Here is an 18,882-nt window from a genome sequence, read left to right on the forward strand (position 1 = left end):
TGGGGGATCGGTGTGTTGATTGTTGGACAACCCCGCCTGCTCTCGGGTCGAATGCTCGGGTCGTAAACGAGCCTACAACCAGGAGGCGTGGTCGTTCGTGGAGTCCTTCGTCCATCTGCACGTGCACACCGAGTACAGCATGCTCGACGGCGCCGCCAAGGTCGGCCTGCTGATGGAGGAGGTGTCGCGGCTGGGGATGCCGGCCGTGGCGATGAGCGATCACGGCAACGTGCACGGGGCGTACGAGTTCTACCATGCGGCGCGCGCGGCGGGCGTCAAGCCGATCATCGGCATCGAGAGCTACGTCGCCCCGGCCTCGCGGCACCACCGGCGGCCGGTGTACTACAGCGACAACCTCGCGCTGCGCCGGTCCAACGACGACACCGGTGAGGGTGGTGACGTCTCCGGGCGCGGCCTGTACACGCACATGACGATGTGGGCCGCCGACGCCCAGGGCCTGCGGAACCTGTTCCGCCTCCAGTCCCGGGCCTGGCTGGAAGGCCATGTCCAGAAATATCCGCGCATGGATGATGAGTTGCTGGCCGAGTACGGGCAGGGCATCGTCGCCACGACCGGCTGCCCGTCCGGGGAGGTGCAGACCAGGCTGCGGCTCGGCCAGTACGACCAGGCGGTGGCGGCGGCCGCCCGCTACCGCGACATCTTCGGCCGGGACGGCTACTTCCTGGAGCTGATGGACCACGGCCTCGCCATCGAGCGCCGGGTCCGCGAGGACCTGCTGCGGCTCGGCAAGGAGCTGGCCCTGCCGCCGCTGGCCACCAACGACTCCCACTACGTCACCGAGAGCCAGTCCCAGGCGCACGACGCGCTGCTGTGCGTCGGCACCGGCAAGCGGCTCGCCGACGCCGACCGGTTCCGCTTCAGCGGCAGCGGCTACTACATCAAGTCCGCCGAGCGGATGCGGGCTCTGTGGGACCTCGAGGTTCCGGGCGCCTGCGACAACACGCTGCTGATCGCCGAGCGCGTCGACGACTACGGCGAGGTCGTTCACCCACGTCTGACCGTTCCAGCGGAACAAGTCGGGGCAGACCACACCCGGCGGCGGGTACGGCCAGCCCTCCATCCGCACCTGCCCCACAGCCCAAGCCTGGGTGCCGCTCAGCGCGGCGACATCGTTGAGTTCCTTGAGCTGCTTCACGGATTCGACGTACCCGTAGGGAAAGGACAGGTTGTCCCAGACCGGCGCGAGTGTCGCGCCCGCCGGGGCCGCGGTCGCCAGGCTCGCGGTCGTCAGGCTCGCGGTCGTCAGGCTCGCGGTGAGCGCGACCGCGCCGAGAATTCTGCCGGATGTCAGGGATAATATTCTTCGCTTGGTCACGAACGCTTTCGTACCATCGCCGGTCAGCCGCGCCCATGGTCCAAGGAATGCATAGGGGACCCTGGAGGAACCATAGGGGTCCTAGGGGGTGCACCGCTGGCGTCCATTATCGATAGGCATACGCGTAAGGTGGTCGGCTGGTCCGTCGCCGACCATGTGCGAGGAGAATTCGTCACGGAAGACGGCCATCGAGCGCCGGTGAACGCGCTTTACGGGCACGAAAACTTGACCGGAACCGAGGGGACCTATTTCCGGATAATACGCCTGCAACTACAGCTTGAAAGGCGCGATGAACGTCTCCCGGACCGCCGAATTGCTTCGACATAACCAATGTAGCCTCGGTCTGACAGGTGGCTCGGAAAGCCGCCCGACTAAAATGCTCCAAACATAGGCGCCCAATAGTCCGGTGTCCTCGCAGCCACATGTCGCGGACGTATCAGCGCAGGGCTGGGGCGCCGCCCGGGGGGTGTTCACCAGTGGGTATGGCCCGCACGAGATGTGATCGTTTTCCAGCACGATCGGCGTCGCGTACGGAATCAGCCTCACGAGCGGGCGTCAGGCGGCCAGGCCCTCTCGGCGGCGGGCCCAACGGCGGGCACGGCAGACCGCCAGGACGCCGAGGCCGAGGTTGAGCACGCTCAGGGCGGCCGGCCAGGGGTCAGCGGTCAGGGTGAAGGGCGCTGCTCCGGCGTTGGGGCGGCCTTCAATGGGGTCGATCAGGCCGTTGGTGATGAGCGGCGCGTCGTCGCCGGAGATCATCCCTGTGTTGGTGCTGACCACGCCGAAGGAGCCCTTGAGGAACCACTTCGGATGGGCACGCTCGATGACCTGTCCATAGGCGCGGACGCAGGACCGGAAAGCCCTCGCCGACCGAGAAGGTGCCTTGCGCGGTGCGGGCCTGGGCGGGTGCCGCTGTGCCGACGAGCGCGCCGATCGCTGCGGTGGCCGCTGCCGTGGCGGCCAGGCGTGCGTGGTGCGGCGGGTCGCCACGGCAGTGAAGGACGGTCCTGTCCGGCGGGCCGGTGGTTTCGCGGTCGGTTGTCGGTGAGGATGGGGGTGTGTCCGCGCGGCTGCCCTGGTTGGCTTCGGTGCGACGCTCGCGCGGGGTTCCGGCCGGGGTCGCGATCGTCCTGGTGGTGCTGGGCGTCGTCGCGACCGCCGTCTCGCTGGACGCGCCGTCCGACGGCAGCATCGTGCGGCTGGGCTGGTCGACGTGGCGTCTCGACGGCGTCGTGGTGGACATGCCGGCCGACACGATGGGGCCGGGGCTGCGGACCGGGGACCTGGTGATCGCCGTCGCGGGCAGGCGCCTGGCCGACGGGCTCGGCGCCGTCTCTCGTCCCGGCCTGGGCACGAGCGTCCCGTACGGGGTGGCCGGCAAGGACGCGGTCGTGGCGGTGCGCGTCGATCGGCCCGATCCGTACCCGCTGCTCGTGCAGGGCTGGGGCAATCTCGTGTTCGTCCTCGCGCTGGCGGGGCTGGCGGCCGCGCTGTACCTGCGGCGGCCCGAGGAGCCCGCGACGGCCCCGCTGCTCGTGCTCGCGGCCGGGCTGCTGGGCAGCACGCTCACCGTCGCCGTCGGGCTGCCCGTACTCGCGCTGGCCACCGGCGGCCCGCAGCTCTGGCTGTTCCACATCAACGCGATCGTGTCGTACTCCATCGGCTGGGGAGCGTTCCTGGCCTTCGTGCTCGCGTTCACGGCTCGCCAGCCTCTGTCGCCCCGTACCCGCAAGACGATCGCCGTCGCGTACGCCGCGCCCCTGGCCGCGATGGCCGCGTGGAGCGGGGTCGCGGCGCTGGTGGCGCCGGACGCGCTGCGGTGGCTCGGCCTGCTGCACAGCGGTCAGACGGCGGTGGTGGCGCTGTTACTGGTGGCCGGGACGGTCTGGGGCGTGATCAGCTATCGCGGCAACCCGGATCCGCTGATGCGCGGGCGGATGCGCTGGATGCTGGGCGGCGGCGCGGCCACGGCCGTACTCGGCATCGCGGGCTGGCACCTGCCGGAACTGATCACCGGAACGCAGCCGCTGCCATGGGGCGCGCTCGGCCTGTCGGGACTGCCGTTCGTGGCCGGGATCGGGGTCGCGCTGCGCCGCCACCGCCTGTTCAACGTCGAGAGGCTGGCCAACCGCTCGCTGGTGTACGCCACCGTGGTCGCGCTCCTGGTCGCCGGGTACGCGGCCGTGGTCGCGCTCCTGGTCAGCGTGCTGCGGCTGTCGGGCACCGTGGCCGCCGCGCTCGCCGCGGCCAGCGCGGCGCTCGCGCTGGCGCCGCTGCGCAACGCGGCGCAGAGCACCGTCAACCGGGTGATGTACGGCGACCGCCACGACCCGGAGGGGGCGCTGACCCGCCTCGGGACACGGCTGCAGGCGGTGCTGCTGCCCGCCGAGATGCTACCGGCGATCGTGGAGACCGTGGCCCGGTCATTACGTGTGCCGTACGTGGGGATCGACCTGGTGGACGGCGCGGGCGAGCGCCACTCGGCGGCCCGGCACGGCGTCGCGGCGGGCGAGGTGCACGCCGAGCCGCTGCGCTACCACGGGACGCTCGTCGGGCTCCTGCTGGTCTCGGCGCGCGGCTCGGACGACCCGCTCGACCCCATCGACCTCAGCCTGATCGCCTCGCTGGCGCAGCAGGTGGGAAGCGCGGTGCAGGCGGTGCGCCTGCACGACGACCTGACCCGCTCCCGCGCCGAGGTGGTGGCCTCGCGGGAGGACGAACGCCGCCGATTGCGCCGCGACCTGCACGACGGGCTGGGACCGACGCTGGCCGCGATCGGGCTCAAGGCCGCGCTGGCGGCCCGCGCCGTACCGGGTGACTCGGCGGCGCGGTCCCTGCTCGGCGAGATATCCGCGGAGGCGAGCGCGTCGCTGACCGACATCCGGCGCCTGGTCGAGGCGCTGCGCCCGCCCGCGCTGGACGAGCTGGGCATCGTCGGAGCGGTACGCTCCCGAGCGGCGACCCTGGCGGGAGCGATGCCGATCGAGGTCATCGGCGAGGAAGGCCTGCCGCCGCTGCCCGCCGCGGTCGAGACGGCGGCGTACCGGATCGCCGTCGAGGCGATCACCAACGCGGTCCGGCACAGCGGCGCGACCGGCTGCACCGCCGAGATCGCGCTGGCGGCCGGCGGCGTCGAGGTGACGGTACGCGACGACGGCCGCGGGCTCGATCCTGAGCGGGCGCCCGGGGTGGGGCTGCGTTCCATGCGGGAGCGGGCCGACGAGGTCGGCGGGGAATGGTCGATATGCTCCCTGCCCGAGGGGGGCACCTGTGTGCGCGCCTTCCTGCCGGCGGATCTGGGCGAGTCTGGGAGGGCACGATGATCCGGCTGATCCTTGCCGACGACCACCCCGTGTTCGCGTCGGGCCTGCGGGCCCTGCTCGACTCCGAGGAGGACATGACGGTGCTCGCGGTCGCCATGACCGGCGAGGAAGCGCTGCGCTCGGCGATCGAGCACCGGCCCGACGTCGCGGTGCTCGACGTCAACATGCCCGGCGGCGACGGGCTCACGGTCACCTCCCGGATGCGGGCCGCCGCTCTGCCCACGCGTGCGCTGATCCTGACGATGTACGACGACGACGAGAACGTCCTGGCCGCCCTGCGGGCCGGCGCCCACGGCTACGCGCTCAAGGGCGCCGGCCCCGAGGAGATCACGGCCACGGTCCGCGCGGTCGCCCGCGGCGAGGCGGTCTTCGGCGCCGGCGTGGCGACGCGGCTGCTCGCGCACTTCTCCAAGGCCGTCGTGGCTTCCCCGTTCCCGCAGCTCACCGAGCGGGAACATGAGGTGCTCGGGCTGGTCGCGCGGGGCCTGGACAACACGGCGATCGCGCGGCGCCTCGGCGTGAGCGGCAAGACCGTGCGCAACCACGTCTCGAACGTCCTGACCAAGTTGCAGCTGGCCGACCGGCCCGCGGCGATCGTACGGGCCCGCGAGGCGGGACTCGGCGGAGCGCCCGAATCCTCCTGACGCCCCCCTTCGCCCGGCGCCCGTGCCCGGGAACAACCTCCCGGATCGACTGGGACCCGGGACCCATGACGACGGGACACGGTGCCGCGCACCCTGAGGGTGACTGATCGACGAGCCACCTTCAGGAAAGGACGATCCCATGCGCGGGACCCAAAGGATGCTGGGCGCCATATCGACCACGGCGGCCCTGATCGCGGGGCTGGCCTTCGCCACCACCGGAACCGCCCACGCGCAGGACACCACCGCGCTGGCCACCAAGACCTTCTACTTCGGAACGATGCGGGCGGGCGACTGCACGATGTTCTCGGGCGCCCGATGGACCTTGACCTCCACCGGCAAGGCCTCCTTCGACGGCATGGTCACCAGCAGCGATGACGACGACGCCTGGCTGATGTGGGCGAAGATCAAGGACGAGAACGGCGCCGTGCTCGGCTGGCTGCGACACACCCGCTCCAACCCGACGAACCTGACGAAGTTCGTCATGAACATGCCCAGCCACGCCGAGCCGTACCGGTGGCTGATCAAGGACACCGAGGCAGAGTTCAACCCGGAGCTGTTCCCGCTCATCAAGCATATGTCGCTGAGCAAGCACTGCTGAGCGCGCACCGGCCCTGACGACGGACATGAGAGCGCGGGCGCTCGGCGGGCTGGGGCTGCTGGCCTCGGCGATGCTCTGCCTCGCCGGGACGCTGACCGCATCCGCCGAGGTGATGTGGGGGGCCGGCGCATGGGCCGGGGTGGCGGCGACCGCGACCGTGTACCGCGACGTCGCGCGGCACGCGAGACGGGGGCGGGCCGCCGTCGCCCTGGCCCTGCTCGGGGTGGTCGCCTCGGCCTGGATGGTCGAGGCGACGCTGCGGGTCGCCGGCGGGCGGTGCGTCGCGGCGCAGCCCGTCCCGCGGCTCGCCCTGGCCTGTGCCGCCGCCGTCGGCATCGCGCTGCTGGCGTACGGGCTGGCCCGCGCCGGACTGGTCCGGCCGGCGGCTGGAGCGGTCATCGCGTTCGCCGCTCTGCTCGGCCCGCTCACCGGCGATCCGGGAGCCCCCTACCTCCTGGGTGCCGGGCCCCTCGGCGCCGCTCTGCTCGCCGGCGCGATCCGAACACGCATCCCGGCACGGAGGTCGCACGACGACCCGGCCTGATCCATACGATACGAAAGGAAAGATCGTCATGACCAACCCGAACTTCTCATCGTGGCAGAGCCAGCAGAACGCCGACCAGAACGCGGCCAGGGCGGCCCAGTGGGCGCGCCAATCCACTCAGGACTCGGCGCGGCTGGCGCGCCGGTCCGGCCGGTCGAGCTTCGTCGGCAACGTGATCGCGCTGCTGATCGTCATCGCCGTCCTCGTCGTCGCCGCGCCGTTCGTGCTGGAGATCATCGCCAGCGTCGGCTTCTGAGGGCGCTCAACGGCCGGGATCCGCCCTGAGGTTCCAGGCCGGCCCGTCGCGGACTTCACCTGTGCTCGCCGACGTCGCCCGGGGTCCGGCCGGGGCCGGAGCGAGGCCGCGCGCGGACGGTCGTCCCTGTTGCCCGCTGATCAGCGTGGTGGGGCCGTCCATGGGGCCGGGCTCGGCGATGATCGCCCGGTGCACGTTGACGGTGACGTCCGCGGTGGCCAGGGCCCGGGTGAGCACGACCGCGCCCGCGGAGAATCCGAGGACGTCGACCGGGCCCTTGCCCAGGCGATCGATGAAGGCGGCGAGGTCACGTACGGACCTGGAGATCGTGTACTGCTCCATGGGCAGCAGGTCGCTCCGTCCGCCGCCGGGCTGCTCGTAGGCGTACACGTCGTAGCCCCGTCCGGCCAGGAGCCGAAGGAATCGGTGGTCGAGCACGGAGATGTCGCGGACGGGCCCTCCGTAGAGGTACACGAGCGGCGTGGGGTGCCGGGGGAGGCCGGCGGCGGGGGGATAGTGGTAGACGGCGACCCGGCTGCCCGTGCTCAGGCTCCAGTGTCTCGTCGCGACGAATGACAGGTCGGGCGGATACCGCCGGGTCGTGGGGGCGGTGGGGACGCAGACCGACGCCGTGAGCGCGGCGGCGACGATCACCGGCGCGAAGGGCCACAGCCGGCCCGGCCAGGTACGGCCGCGGCCTCGCCACAGCGCGGCGATGACTCCGGCGCCGAAGGCGGTCAGCCAGGCGGCGAGCCCCGCGCGCACGCCATTTGTCAGAACGATGAGGGCGAGGAACAGCCCGGCCAGCCCGGCGACGGCGAGCACGGCGAGGATCTCCACGGGAATCGATCACCATCCGCGCCCTGGCCGCCGCCGCCGGGACCGCGACAGCCGCCGTCTATTCGCTGTTCGACGGCAAGGACGGGCTGATCGCCGAAGTGCGCGGCAGAGCGGTCGCCGGGCTGTCCCAGGAACTGTCGGCGGTGGCGGCCTCGGATGATCCCCTCGCCGATCTCTACGCGCTCGCGGTCGCGTACCGGCGGTGGGGACGCGAGCACCGCCACCTCTACACCGTGTTGTTCGGCGGCGTGCAGAGCTTCGACCCATCCGGTGACGTGGGGGTCGGCGATCCCGTCAGGCCGCTCATCGAGGCGATAGACCGCGCTCTGTCGGCCTCCGCGCTCTCGGGCGACGCGACCTCCATCGCGCTCTCACTCTGGGTGACCCTGCACGGGCTGGTGACTCTCGAACTGGCCGGGGCCCTCGACACCGCCACGGCCGAGACCACGTTCCGCTCGACGATCCCCGCCGTGCTACGCGGCTGGACGGCATTCAGTGGTAGTTAGTCGGTGTTGAGCGGCTGGTTCACCGCGTTGCGCGGGCGTAGCCCGCTCAGCGCGGCACGGACCTCGGCGAACACGCCATGGGTGAGGTCCGTCAGCGACTCCTCGGAGTAGAAACCCGCGTGCGGGGTCACGATCACGTTCGGCAGACCAAGAAGCTCCTCGTGGACCCGCGGAGGTTCGGCCGCCAGGACGTCGAGGGCCGCGCCCGCTATCCGGCCGGCCCGCAGCGCCGCCACCAGCGCCTCCTGGTCGACGAGGCCGCCCCGTGCGGTGTTGACCAGGTAAGCCGTGGGTTTCATCGCCGCCAGCCGCGCGGCGGAGATGACGTGCGTGGTGGCGGGCGTCAGCGGGGCGTGCAGGCTGAGCACGTCGGCTTCGGTCACCAGCCGCTCGAGCGGCACCAACTCGGCGGCCCCCGCGCGCGGATCTCCGGGGTCGATCACCGGATCGGTCGCCAGGACGCGGAACCCGAGCGCGGCGGCCCGGACGGCGACCGCATGACCGGCATGACCCATACCCAGCAGGCCGAGGACCTGCCCCCGGGTACGCCGGAGCGTACCGGCCTGGCGGTAGTCCCATCCGCCACCCCGTACGTGATCGTGATATCTGACGATGCCCCGGGTCGAAGCCAGGATCAGCGCCACGGCGTGGTCGGCCAGCTCCTCCACACAGTAGGACGGCACCCGCGACACATAGATCCCGGCCGCCGTCGCGGCGGGCACGTCGATGTTGTCGACGCCCACGCCGTACTCGCAGATCAGCCGGCACCGCTCCAGCTCCGCCACCAGCGCGGCGGGCACCGGAACGGTGTCGGTGACGATCACGTCAGCCGAGCGGCACAGCTCGAGGACGTCGTGACGCCCGGAGGCGTCGATCAGCTCGGCCTCCGGGCCCACCAGGGCGGGATCCAGCCCCTGCGGCTCCGGGTGGTCGAGCACCACCACCCTTTTGAGCGCTGCCATCATTGTCCCTTCCAAAAAAATTGTCCCTTCCAAAAAAGCCGCTGCTCAGAGGATCTCGTGCTTGCGGAAGGCTTCGACGATTCCCATACCGTTCCGCAAGTCGTGACGCATGGCGTCTTCGCGTGCCAGCTTGGCCCGGACCGCCGAGACGATCGGCTCGATCACCTCGGCGGGCACCACCACGATCCCGTCGGCGTCGGCGACCACCAGGTCGCCCTGACGCACGGTGACCCCGCCGCACTCGACATCCGTGCCCAGGCTGTCGACGTCGAGACGGCCCAGGCTGTCGAGCGGGTTGAATCCGGCCACGAAGGACGGGAAGTTCATCTCGGTCAGGGCGTGCGCATCGCGTGCGTAGCAGTCGCCGACCAGTCCCACCGCGCCCTTCCTGGTGGCGGCCGTGGCCAGCAGTTCACCCCAGAACCCGGCCTTTCGAGCGTGCGAGACGACCAGCACGTCACCTGGGCGCAGCCCGTCCACCGCCGCCAGCTCGTTCGTGTAGTAGTTCGCGGTGTCGTCGGGCTTGGCTTCGACCTCCACCACGTGCATGGTGGCGGCGAAGCCGGCCACCCGGAAGTCCGGGGACACCGGCCGGATGTGCGGCGCCATCACCGCACAGGGGAGCCCGGCCTGGTCGAGGCAGTCCGCGACGGGGGCGGAGCGCAGCTCGGCCAGCGCCGCCAGGAACGCGCTATCTCTGGTCATGGGCAGTTCTTCTCCTTGCGTCGGGGGCGGAGACGGGGGCGTCGTGATCGGTCTCATCGCAGCGGGTCGATGCCGGGCGCCGCTCCCATCTCCAGGGCGCGCCCGACGACTTCCGCCAGATCCTTGGCATCCTGAACGGCGATCGTGGCGAGCGAGGGGTCATGGCCACTGCGGTCCCGGTCGATCCACACGCGCGGCAGTCCGAGCCGGGCGGCGGACACGATGTCGGCCATCCAGCTGTTGCCGACGTGCACCCAGTTCGACGGCCCCGCGCCGGTACGGTCGGCGAACTCGCGGAAGTGGTTCAGCACCGGCTTGTAGGAGCGGACCTGCTCCGCGGTGACCACCTCATCCAGCGGTTGACCGAGCGTACGGGCCGAGTGGGCGAACAGGTCGTCGTCGCAGTTGGTCAGTACGCCCGGCCGCCATCCGGCCGAGCGCAGCCCGGCCAGGGCATCGGAGGCGTCCGGGAAGGCCGGCAACCGAAGCCAACCGTCCGCGAGCAGATCGTGCTGCTCGGCGGTCAAGGGGATCAGCTCCCGTGCGGCGGCCTGCTGAAGCGTTTGTGAGAGCACCTGCCGGTAGGACAGATGCGGCTGCCGCGCGGCGATCGGCGGTTCCAGGTAGGCGAGCGCATCGACGAGCGCGTCGGTGCGCTCGCCGGCGAGTGGCTGGACGATCTCGGCCAGCCCTGCCTTCCAGTTCATCAGGGTGCCGTAGCAGTCGAAAGTAACCCAGCGATCCATCTCATCTCCTTTTTGGTTCCCGCTCGGGACGTGCTCGGCCGCGCGGCTGTCAGGCGGGTGCCGTCGCGGCCACGAGGGGTCAGTGAACGGTGTGCGGCTCGGTTTCCATGCCCGTGATGAAGGCGCGTGTACGCGGGTGCCGCGGGTTGCCGATCACCTCCTGGGCGTCCCCCTCCTCGACGATGACGCCGTCGTCGAAGAACGCCACGCGGTCGGCGACGTCCCTGGCGAAGCCCAGTTCGTGGGTGACCACCACCATGGTCATGCCGTCCGCCGCCAGCTCCTTGATGACGCCCAGAACCTCGCGGGTGGATTCGGGATCGAGCGCGGAGGTGGGTTCGTCGAAGAGCAGCGCGACGGGATTCAGCGCGAGGGCCCTGGCGATGGCCACGCGCTGCTGCTCCCCGCCCGACATGGTGTCCGGGGTCCGCAGCGCCTTGTCCGCCAGGCCGACCCTGTGCAGCATCCGCAGCGCCTGTTCGACAGCTTCGGGCTCGGGCACCTCGGCGCCGTGCACCAGCGGCAACACCACGTTCTCGGCGGCCGTCAGGTGGGGGAAGACCTGGAAGTTCTGGAAGACCATGCCGACCCGGCGGCGCAACCGGACGAGTTTCTGGCCTCGAACAGCCTCGCCATCGGCGAAAATCGTCTCGCCATCGATCTCGATCGTGCCGCTCGTCGGGCGTTCCAGGAGATTGACGCAGCGAAGGACGGTGCTCTTGCCTCCGCCGCTGCGGCCCAGGACACTCATGACCTCGCCATGGCGGATGTCCAGGGCAACGCCCTTGAGCACTTCGTGGCCGCCGAAGCTCTTGCGCAGAGCGCGCAGCCGGATCGCCGGCGACTCGCTCTCCACCACCGGTCGGGAAGGGGACGTGCTCATCACAGCTTCTTTCGTGTGGATTCGGTGTCAGGACCGGCTGGAGGCGTACAGGGCCGTGCCGTCCTGTCGCACCTGCCGGATCAGGCCACACACCCGGCGGCGGCTGGGCGACAGCGCGTCACCGGCGTGCATTCGGCGCTCAAGCCGCAGCATGAGGCGTGACAGCGGAGCGCACAGGGCGAGGTAGATCAGGCCGATCACGATGTAGACCTGCAGGGCGCGGAAGGTGTCCGACGCGATGAGCGTGCCCTGGGTCATCAGCTCGCCGCCACCGATCGCGACCATGAGCGAGGTGCCCTTGAGCAGGTCGACCATCATCGTGCTGGTACCGGGGACCGCGATCCGCGCGGCCTGGGGCAGTATCACGTGCCGCAGCGTCCGGCCGGATGACAACCCCAGCGCGTAGGCGGCCTCACGCTGGGCCTTGGGTACGCCACGCAGGCCGGCTCGGAAGATCTCGGAGAGGTAGGCGCCGTAGAACAGGGCCAGCCCCAGGCTCCCCGCCTGGAAGGCGCTGAGGTTGACGCCGACCGAGGCCAGGCCGAAGTAGAGGATGTAGAGTTCGGTGATCAGCGGGAGGTTCTTGAACGTCTCGGTGTAGATCTGCGCTGCCGCGCTGACCGGTCTGAACTTCGCCAGCCGGGCCAGCGCCGTCACCAGGCCGATGACGGCCGCCGCCACGAAGCTGACCACGGTGTAGCTGAGAGTGCTGAGAAACGCGGCCCACAGATCCGGCACGTAGTCGGCCCACGGCACGCCCTGGAACAGGTCGTTCATGCGTCATCCCTCCTTCACGAGCACTCCCTGATCAGGGAATGCTCGGAGCTTTCCAATCCGCGGGCCGATCCGTCGCGCGCCGCTGGGCGTTGAACTCCCGATAGGGCTTGAGCATCGTCTCCGGATCACCGCCGTACTTACGGACGATCTGGCCGGCCTCGCCCGACGCGTAGAACTCGCGGATGATCTTGCTGAGCTTGCCCTCCAACGCGCTCTCGGCCTTGTTGAGGTACCACCCCGTCATGAGCGGGAGGAATGCCGAGTACTGGGGCTGGGCGGCGAGTTGTGCCGCGTCCGGCGGGGTGAGCGGCACGACATCGTAAGTGGACTTCGGGTCCCGCTGCCGGGAGTAGGAGACGGTGAGCGGGTCGAGGAAGGCTATGTCGATGCGGTCGGCGTTCAAATCTTGCAGCGTGTCCTGATAAGTCGGATAGGTGTGGACTTTCGCGCCCGGCACCTTCTGCAGGGCCGGAACGTAGACGAAGCCCTGACCGGTGCCCAACTGCTTGCCCTTCAGCCCGTCGACGGTCGTGACCTTCAGGCCTTGCCGCTCAGCGAGCACGACCGGCGAGTAGAAGGGCGGGTCGGTGAAGATCCCTTCCTGCGCCCGCTCGGCTTTCCAGAAGATGTCGCCGATCCCGATGTCATAGCGGTGGGCCTGGACGCCGGCCATCAGGCCGGTGAAGTTGACGGTGAGCGGCTGCACTTGCAGGCCGAGCTTGTCCGCTGCCTTGTTGAACAGCTCACCGTCGAGACCGATGAGCTTGCCGTTCTGCACGCCGATGTAGGGCATCGTGGGGACGATCGCCACCTTGACCACGCGGGCGCCGGACCCTTCTTCGGCTGCGGAGCCGCCGGTCCCGCAGGCGGCGAGCAGAGTCGCGAGCGAGACGCCCGACATGATGGCAAGGGTCCGTCGCATCTGGCCGATCGTTGTCCTGGCGCGCATGTCGTCTCCTTCTAGCAGCGAGGCTTCTAGAACGTTAAAGCTTCGATGTCCAGGATGCTAACTGTTGCTACTAGAACGTTCAAGGGGTGCTGACGATTATCAGGCAGATGCGCGGAGAACCAGCTGGTTGCTCAGGACCACGTGGGGCTCGCTGATGGGCCGCCCGGCCAGGCGGTCGAGCAGCAAACCGGCGGCCGTCCGGCCCATCTCGTACGCCGGAACGCGGACCGTGGTCAGTGGTGGATCGACGAAGCGGGAGAACTCGAAGTCGTCGAACCCGCAGATGGCGACGTCATCCGGAACCCGGCGCCCGAGCTCCCTGGCCGTGTGGATGGCCCCGATGGCCAGCACGTCGCTGGCGCACATGATGGCCGACGGCGGATCGGCCAGCTCCAGCAGCCGGCGGGCCATCCGCTCGCCGCCATCGGCCTGCCAGGTCGCCTCGAAGAGCTCCAGGTGCGGCGACACGCTGCGCCCGGCGGCGGCCAGGGCGTCCCGGTAGCCGAGGTGACGCTGCTCCACCACCGCCCACGGCAGCTTCGCCGCGATGAACGCGATCCGCTGGTGCCCCGCGGCCAGCAGGTGCTCGGTAAGCCTGCGCGCGCATTGACGCTCGTCGGTCCGCACCGAGAGCAGCGCCGGCTCGTGGACGACCTCATCGAACAAGACGAACGGCACGCCCGTCCCGGCCAGCTGCCCGATGTAGTCCTGCCGCAGCCCTGGCTCGCCGGACATCAGCACCACCGCGCCGTCCACCCGGCCCGCCTGCAGCGGGCGCACCAGCGAGCGTTCGGCCGCGAGGGGGCGCTCGGCTCGCAGCAGCAGCTCATAGCCCTCGTCGCGGGCGATGTCGCCCACCCCCGCGACGAGCAGACTGGTCAGCGGATCGGCCATGAAGCTCGGAGCCTCATCGAGAAGCAGAAAGCCGAACGTCCGCGTGCTCGACGAGCGCAGCCCACGAGCCGCGGCGTTGGGGTGGTAGGCCAAGTCCTTCATCGCCTGCTCCACCCGCGCCCGCGTCTCGGGGGTCATCTGGCTGGACCTGTTGTGCAGCACGTTGGAGACCGTCTGCATGGAGACGTTGGCCAGCTTGGCCACGTCGCGCACCGTCGGCCGACGGCTGCCCGGATTAGATGACTGAGCCATGGTTACTTGAACGTTACAGATTCCGCAGCCCGCGGACAAATCGCTGAGCCTGCATGAGTGCGACGCCGCTATGCCACGGAAGCCGCGGACGAATCCGGCCATGCTTTGCCGTATCAGCAACAAAGTTTGCGAACCTGGCCCATGAGGTCGCATAGTTCGTCGCGGAGGTGGTCAAGGTGACCGATCAGCTGAGGGACGGCTATGACGTGGTGGTGATCGGCGGTGGCGCCGCGGGGTTGAGCGGGGCGCTGATGCTGGCTCGGGCGCGGCGGTCGGTGGTGGTGATCGACGCGGGGGCCCCGCGCAACGCCCTGGCGGAGGGCGTGCACGGGCTGCTGGCCCGGGAGGGGATGCGGCCGGCCGAGTTGCTGGAGCGCGGCCGGGCCGAGGTCCGCGGTTATGGCGGTCACGCGGTGGCCGGGGAGGTCGCCACGGCGGTCCAGGACGCCAAGGGGTTCACCGTGTCGCTGGCCGATGGCAGGTCCGTCCGGGCGCGCCGGCTCCTGGTGGCCGCCGGGCTGGTCGACGAGTTGCCGGACGTGCCGGGGCTGCGGGATCGGTGGGGGAGGGATGTGATTCATTGTCCGTACTGTCACGGCTGGGAGGTTCGTGACCGGGCCATCGGCGTGCTTGCCAGTGGGCCGATGGCGGTGCACCAGGCGCTGCTGCTGCGTCAGTGGAGCGCCGACGTCACATTCTTCGCCCACACCATGCCGCCGCCGGACGGCGAGGAGGCGGAGCGGCTGGCCGCTCGGGGCATCACTGTGGTGGACGGTGAGGTGGCCTCCCTGGAGATCGTCGAGGACCGCATCGTGGGAGTGCGTCTGAGCGACGGCACGCTGGTGCGTCGCGAGGTGATGGCGGTCTCCGCGCGGATGGCGGCGCGCGCCGGGTTCCTGGAGGGGCTCGGGCTGCGGCCGGTCGAACATGCCGCGGGGGTCGGCGAGTACATTCCCGCTGACGCGACCGGCCGTACGGACGTGCCCGGGGTCTGGGTCGCGGGCAATATCAGTGATCTGGTCGCCCAGGTGGGCAGCGCCGCGGCGGCGGGCGCCACCGCGGCGGCCCAGATCAACGCCGACCTGGTCGCCGAGGAGACCCGAGAGGCGGTGGCCGCCTTCCGCGATCCGTTCTCGGCCGAGTCCGAAGCGCGGCTGTGCGAACTGGCGATGGGCGAGCGCCGCCACGGCCTGTGAACCATCGCGGCAGGTCGCCGTCCTTGTGGGACATATCTCGTGATCCGTTCCTGGCGTGGCCGAGTCGCGCGTACGCCGACCTGCTGGACCGGCTCGCCGACATCCAGGCCGGTCGGGTCGACCACCCTGAGGGCTGGGCCGTCAGCGGCAGCCTGCTCACCGACGCCCACCGCATCATGATCCTCCTGGCCGACGGACACGACCCGACCATGGTCGCGCCCGCCCAGGGCCCTCACTGAGAACCACGACCGCACGGGTCAGTGGCGCTCCTGACGCGGCAGCACCACCTCGGCCGTGATCAGCTGGAGGGCGGCGGCGGCCGGGATGGCCAGCAGCGCGCCCACCACGCCGAGCAGCGCACCGCCGATCAGCGCGGCGACGATGGTGGTGGCAGGGGGTACGTCGACGGAGGACTTCATCACCCGCGGCGCGATCAGATAGTTCTCGATCTGCTGGTAGACGATGAAGAACACCAGCGTGGCGATGGCCACCGGAAAGGACACGAACAGTGACACCAAGATGGCGATGGTCGCCCCGATCCCGGCGCCGATCAGCGGTATCAGGTCGGTGATCGCCACGATGATGGCCAACGGCAGTGCGTAGGGCACGCCGGCGATCGACAGGAACATGAACGTGGTCACCCCGGCGATCAGGGAGATGAGCAGGTTCCCGGCCACGTACCCGCCGACGCTTTTGAAGATCTGGTCGCCCAGCATCTGTACGCGCGGCCGCCGGCTCCTGGGGACCAGCCGGTAGCCGACCCGGATGATGGAGGGCAGCGCGGCGAGGAAGTACAGCGTCAGGATCAGTCCCGTGATGGCGGAGAAGACCGCGCTGACCACGACGCTGGCCGCACCGAGCAGCCCGCCGAACAACTGCTGTCCGACCTGCCCGCCGGTGAGGTAGGCCTGTGCCTGTTCCAGCAGGCCGAAGCGCTGATCGAGCTCGCGCACCTGCGCGTTGTTCTGCAGCTGGCTGATGTAGGTGGGTAACTGCTCGACGAACTGGCCGCTCTGCTGGGACACGGCGGGCACGACCGCGATGACGAAGACCGCGAAGAACGCGATCACCGCGACGAACACCAGGGTGATCGCCAGCCAGCGCGGCAGGTGCCGCTCTTCCAGCCATTCCACCATGGGGTTGAGCCCCACCGCGAGGAACAGCGACATCACGATCAAGATCAGTATCGAGACGGCGGCGGTCAACGCCTGGACCAGCAGCCAGGCGGCCAGTACGCCGAGCGCGGCGGTGAAGCCGAAGAGGAAGGGGTTGCTGCCGAAGGGACGGCCGGGGCGGCCGAACGGTAACGGCGAGGGTTCCTCTCGAACGGCCCTGGCATCGCCCGGGGCCTGCGCGGTGGGGTGATCAGAGGGTTCCGGCACGGGTGCTCCTCTGCCCGGAGCGATCGCTTCGTACCATGCCGGGGGTCACAGCTTGCCAACGCGCGGCCAGGCTCGTTCATCGGTGGCTGAGGGAGGTGGTTCGTGGATGCTCGCCCCGGTCCATCCCCTCGAACAGCGCCGCCGCCCGCCCGGCCGTGTCCAAGGCCCAGCGCCCGGTGCTGAGCAGCCCCAGCCCCAGTACGCCGAGCCCGAGCCCGAGCACCAGCCACCACACGCCGTGCTCCGCGCTGGTGAACGCCGTCCCGCCGTGGGCCAAGGCCGAGCCGACGATCGTGCCGGAGATCGCGACGCCCAGGCTGGTGCCGGTCTGCCGCCCGGTGGAGGCCAGCGAGGCGGCCACCCCGGTCATCGAGCGGGGCATGCCGGAGACCGCCGTGTTGGTGATCGGCGGGTTGACGGTGCCCAGGAACACACCGAACAGCAGATAGATCGCGAGTACGGCCGGCAGCGGGGTCGCCGGTACGAGCCAGAGCGACGCCCCGCCGCCCAGCGCCAGCGTGGCCCCGGCGACCACCAGCGGCAGGCGAGGACCACGCGCGCCGATCACCCGGCCGGTGAACGGCGACAGCACCACGACCAGCCCACCGACCGGCAGCAGGCACAGCCCGGCCGCCAGCGCCGACATGCCGCGTACCTCCTGCAGATACTGGGTGGTCACGAACAGGAACGCGCCGAACCCGCACAAGGCGAACAGCGCCATCAGAATCGCCGAGCTGAACGGCACGCTGCGAAACAGGCGCAGCTCCAGCAGTGGGTCGGCACGGCGTGTTTCGTACCCGAGGATGCCCAGCACGCCGAGCGCGGCGACGGCGAGCAGGCCGAGGATGAGCGGCGAGGTCCAGCCCGACCTGCCGGACTCGATGATCGCGTAGACGACGCTGCCCAGCACCAGGATCACCAGCGTCTGACCCACCGGGTCGAAACGGCGCGCACGGGCGGCGCGGGACTCGGGGACGAACAGCGCGGTGCACACGATCGCGGCGGCCACGATCGGCACGTTGATCCAGAAGATGGAGCGCCAGCCGAAGCCGTCGACCAGCGCGCCGCCGAGGATCGGACCCAGCCCCAGCGACAGACCGGACATCGAGCCGAACACCCCGATGGCCCTGGCCCGCTCGGCCGGGTCGGGGAACGTGGTGGCGGTGATCGCCATCGCCACCGGGTTGAGCATCGTGCCACCGATCGCCTGGAGCGTACGTGCCGCGATCAGCCAGCCGATGCTCGGCGCCAGGCCGCACAGCAGCGAGCCGAGCCCGAAGACGGCGAGGCCGATCTGGAAGGTCCGGCGGCGGCCCGCCCGGTCGGCGGTGGACCCGGCCAGCAACAGGAAGCAGGCCAGCACCAGGGTGTACGCGTCGACCGACCACTGCAGGCCGGACACCGAGGTACGCAGGTCGTGACGGATCGCCGGCAGCGCCACGTTGACGATGGAGATGTCCATCACCACGACGATGATGCTGGCGCAGCAGATGGCGAGAACCAGGTATCGGCGGCGTCGGCTGAGGCCCGGCACCGGCCCGTGTTCGGCGGCCGTCGCCTTCGGCCGCATTGAGTCACTCATGACCACGACGCTAGGATTTAGAGCATGCTCGAAGTCAAGCCGCAGCCGGCGCCCGAGCCTGCCTCCGTTCCTGACCCCGGCGTGAGCATCGCCGAGGCCGCCCGCCTCAGCGGGGTCAGCGCGCACACCCTGCGCTACTACGAACGCGCCGGCCTGGTCGTCACCGCCATCGACCGCACCACCGGCGGCCGGCGGCGTTATCGCAAGCTGGACCTCGAGTGGATCACCATCTGCACCAGGTTGCGGGCCACCGGCATGCCCATCAAGGCCATCCGGCGCTACGCCGAACTCGTCTCCGCCGGACACGGCAACGAGCAGGAACGACTCGCCCTCATGGAGGCCCACCGCGCCGACGTGCTCGCCAAGATGGCTGAGCTGCGGGAGAACCTCCGGCTCATCGACCACAAGATCGACGTCTACCGGGGCCGGCTCGCCGCCGGCGACGCCGACCAGCTCTGGGCGCCCAAGCGCCAAGCAGGCGTCCGCTGAGCGTGCTGTGGCGGCTAC

General features: G+C 70.3%; 20 protein-coding genes and 2 pseudogenes. 11 read left to right on the forward strand and 11 right to left on the reverse strand.

The window, feature by feature from the left end:
- Positions 1 to 97: 97 nt before the first annotated feature.
- Positions 98 to 1,003: pseudogene (locus AB0B61_RS35060) on the forward strand (PHP domain-containing protein); the annotation flags it as partial.
- 888 nt (positions 1,004 to 1,891) lie between these two features.
- On the opposite strand, the gene AB0B61_RS35065 reads toward AB0B61_RS35060, so the two are convergent.
- A complete protein-coding gene (locus AB0B61_RS35065; RefSeq protein ID WP_358441264.1) occupies positions 1,892 to 2,326 on the reverse strand; it encodes a hypothetical protein in 435 nt (144 codons plus the stop codon).
- 68 nt (positions 2,327 to 2,394) lie between these two features.
- Between AB0B61_RS35065 and AB0B61_RS35070 the strand changes: the two genes are divergently transcribed.
- The 5 genes from AB0B61_RS35070 (at position 2,395) to AB0B61_RS35090 (ending at position 6,701) form a co-directional block, all read left to right on the forward strand.
- Positions 2,395 to 4,659: a GAF domain-containing sensor histidine kinase gene (locus AB0B61_RS35070; RefSeq protein WP_358441266.1), complete on the forward strand. Its 2,265-nt coding sequence runs from the start codon at positions 2,395 to 2,397 to the stop codon at positions 4,657 to 4,659.
- The gene (locus AB0B61_RS35075) at positions 4,656 to 5,303 is read left to right on the forward strand and encodes a response regulator transcription factor (protein ID WP_358441268.1); all 648 of its coding nucleotides are present in this window, start codon (positions 4,656 to 4,658) and stop codon (positions 5,301 to 5,303) included. Before AB0B61_RS35070 ends, AB0B61_RS35075 begins: the two co-directional genes overlap by 4 nt.
- 139 nt (positions 5,304 to 5,442) lie before the next feature.
- A complete protein-coding gene (locus AB0B61_RS35080) occupies positions 5,443 to 5,901 on the forward strand; it encodes a DUF6294 family protein (protein ID WP_358441271.1) in 459 nt (152 codons plus the stop codon).
- 25 nt (positions 5,902 to 5,926) lie between these two features.
- Complete coding sequence (locus AB0B61_RS35085) at positions 5,927 to 6,445, forward strand: hypothetical protein (RefSeq protein ID WP_358441275.1); 519 nt, start codon at positions 5,927 to 5,929, stop codon at positions 6,443 to 6,445.
- Between the two features lie 28 nt (positions 6,446 to 6,473).
- Positions 6,474 to 6,701, forward strand: a complete 228-nt coding sequence (locus AB0B61_RS35090; RefSeq protein WP_358441278.1) for a hypothetical protein — start codon at positions 6,474 to 6,476, stop codon at positions 6,699 to 6,701.
- 6 nt (positions 6,702 to 6,707) lie between these two features.
- On the opposite strand, the gene AB0B61_RS35095 is transcribed toward AB0B61_RS35090, so the two are convergent.
- Positions 6,708 to 7,541 (reverse strand): alpha/beta fold hydrolase, encoded by an 834-nt coding sequence (locus AB0B61_RS35095; protein ID WP_358441280.1) that lies wholly within the window; start codon positions 7,539 to 7,541, stop codon positions 6,708 to 6,710.
- A 14-nt stretch (positions 7,542 to 7,555) separates the two neighbouring features.
- On the opposite strand from AB0B61_RS35095, the pseudogene AB0B61_RS35100 reads away from it, so the two are divergent.
- Together AB0B61_RS35100 and AB0B61_RS35105 are read left to right on the forward strand one after the other, a co-directional pair.
- Positions 7,556 to 7,630: pseudogene (locus AB0B61_RS35100) on the forward strand (TetR family transcriptional regulator); the annotation flags it as partial.
- 9 nt (positions 7,631 to 7,639) lie between these two features.
- Complete coding sequence (locus AB0B61_RS35105; RefSeq protein ID WP_358441283.1) at positions 7,640 to 8,047, forward strand: TetR-like C-terminal domain-containing protein; 408 nt, start codon at positions 7,640 to 7,642, stop codon at positions 8,045 to 8,047.
- On the opposite strand, the gene AB0B61_RS35110 is transcribed toward AB0B61_RS35105, so the two are convergent.
- From AB0B61_RS35110 to AB0B61_RS35140, 7 genes are all read right to left on the reverse strand, one after another.
- Complete coding sequence (locus tag AB0B61_RS35110) at positions 8,044 to 9,009, reverse strand: C-terminal binding protein (RefSeq protein WP_358441285.1); 966 nt, start codon at positions 9,007 to 9,009, stop codon at positions 8,044 to 8,046. The genes AB0B61_RS35105 and AB0B61_RS35110 overlap by 4 nt on opposite strands.
- A 45-nt stretch (positions 9,010 to 9,054) precedes the next feature.
- A complete protein-coding gene (locus AB0B61_RS35115; protein WP_358441287.1) occupies positions 9,055 to 9,714 on the reverse strand; it encodes a hypothetical protein in 660 nt (219 codons plus the stop codon).
- A 53-nt stretch (positions 9,715 to 9,767) separates the two neighbouring features.
- Entirely contained in the window at positions 9,768 to 10,460 is a 693-nt protein-coding gene (locus AB0B61_RS35120) for an HAD family hydrolase (RefSeq protein WP_358441290.1), read from the reverse strand.
- A gap of 79 nt (positions 10,461 to 10,539) precedes the next feature.
- Positions 10,540 to 11,343, reverse strand: a complete 804-nt coding sequence (locus AB0B61_RS35125) for an amino acid ABC transporter ATP-binding protein (protein WP_358441293.1) — start codon at positions 11,341 to 11,343, stop codon at positions 10,540 to 10,542.
- Between the two features lie 27 nt (positions 11,344 to 11,370).
- On the reverse strand, positions 11,371 to 12,120 hold the full coding sequence (locus AB0B61_RS35130) for an amino acid ABC transporter permease (protein ID WP_358441295.1): 750 nt from the start codon (positions 12,118 to 12,120) through the stop codon (positions 11,371 to 11,373).
- A gap of 31 nt (positions 12,121 to 12,151) precedes the next feature.
- Positions 12,152 to 13,069 (reverse strand): transporter substrate-binding domain-containing protein, encoded by a 918-nt coding sequence (locus AB0B61_RS35135; protein WP_358441298.1) that lies wholly within the window; start codon positions 13,067 to 13,069, stop codon positions 12,152 to 12,154.
- A gap of 99 nt (positions 13,070 to 13,168) precedes the next feature.
- On the reverse strand, positions 13,169 to 14,215 hold the full coding sequence (locus tag AB0B61_RS35140) for a LacI family DNA-binding transcriptional regulator (RefSeq protein WP_358441301.1): 1,047 nt from the start codon (positions 14,213 to 14,215) through the stop codon (positions 13,169 to 13,171).
- A gap of 176 nt (positions 14,216 to 14,391) precedes the next feature.
- Between AB0B61_RS35140 and AB0B61_RS35145 the strand changes: the two genes are divergently transcribed.
- Both AB0B61_RS35145 and AB0B61_RS35150 read left to right on the forward strand, forming a co-directional pair.
- The gene (locus AB0B61_RS35145; protein ID WP_358441304.1) at positions 14,392 to 15,411 is read left to right on the forward strand and encodes an NAD(P)/FAD-dependent oxidoreductase; all 1,020 of its coding nucleotides are present in this window, start codon (positions 14,392 to 14,394) and stop codon (positions 15,409 to 15,411) included.
- A gap of 23 nt (positions 15,412 to 15,434) precedes the next feature.
- A complete protein-coding gene (locus AB0B61_RS35150; protein WP_358441307.1) occupies positions 15,435 to 15,650 on the forward strand; it encodes a hypothetical protein in 216 nt (71 codons plus the stop codon).
- 18 nt (positions 15,651 to 15,668) lie between these two features.
- Here the strand turns inward: AB0B61_RS35150 and AB0B61_RS35155 are convergent, their stop codons facing one another.
- Together AB0B61_RS35155 and AB0B61_RS35160 are read right to left on the reverse strand one after the other, a co-directional pair.
- Positions 15,669 to 16,793: an AI-2E family transporter gene (locus tag AB0B61_RS35155; RefSeq protein ID WP_358441310.1), complete on the reverse strand. Its 1,125-nt coding sequence runs from the start codon at positions 16,791 to 16,793 to the stop codon at positions 15,669 to 15,671.
- A gap of 76 nt (positions 16,794 to 16,869) precedes the next feature.
- Entirely contained in the window at positions 16,870 to 18,375 is a 1,506-nt protein-coding gene (locus AB0B61_RS35160) for an MFS transporter (protein WP_358441313.1), read from the reverse strand.
- Between the two features lie 24 nt (positions 18,376 to 18,399).
- Here AB0B61_RS35160 and AB0B61_RS35165 point away from each other — a divergent pair, with 24 nt between their 5' ends.
- On the forward strand, positions 18,400 to 18,864 hold the full coding sequence (locus AB0B61_RS35165; protein ID WP_358441315.1) for a MerR family transcriptional regulator: 465 nt from the start codon (positions 18,400 to 18,402) through the stop codon (positions 18,862 to 18,864).
- Positions 18,865 to 18,882 lie beyond the last annotated feature (18 nt).

Origin of the sequence: Nonomuraea sp. NPDC049158 (genome assembly GCF_040648335.1) — a bacterium.
In the GTDB taxonomy this organism is placed as follows: domain Bacteria; phylum Actinomycetota; class Actinomycetes; order Streptosporangiales; family Streptosporangiaceae; genus Nonomuraea.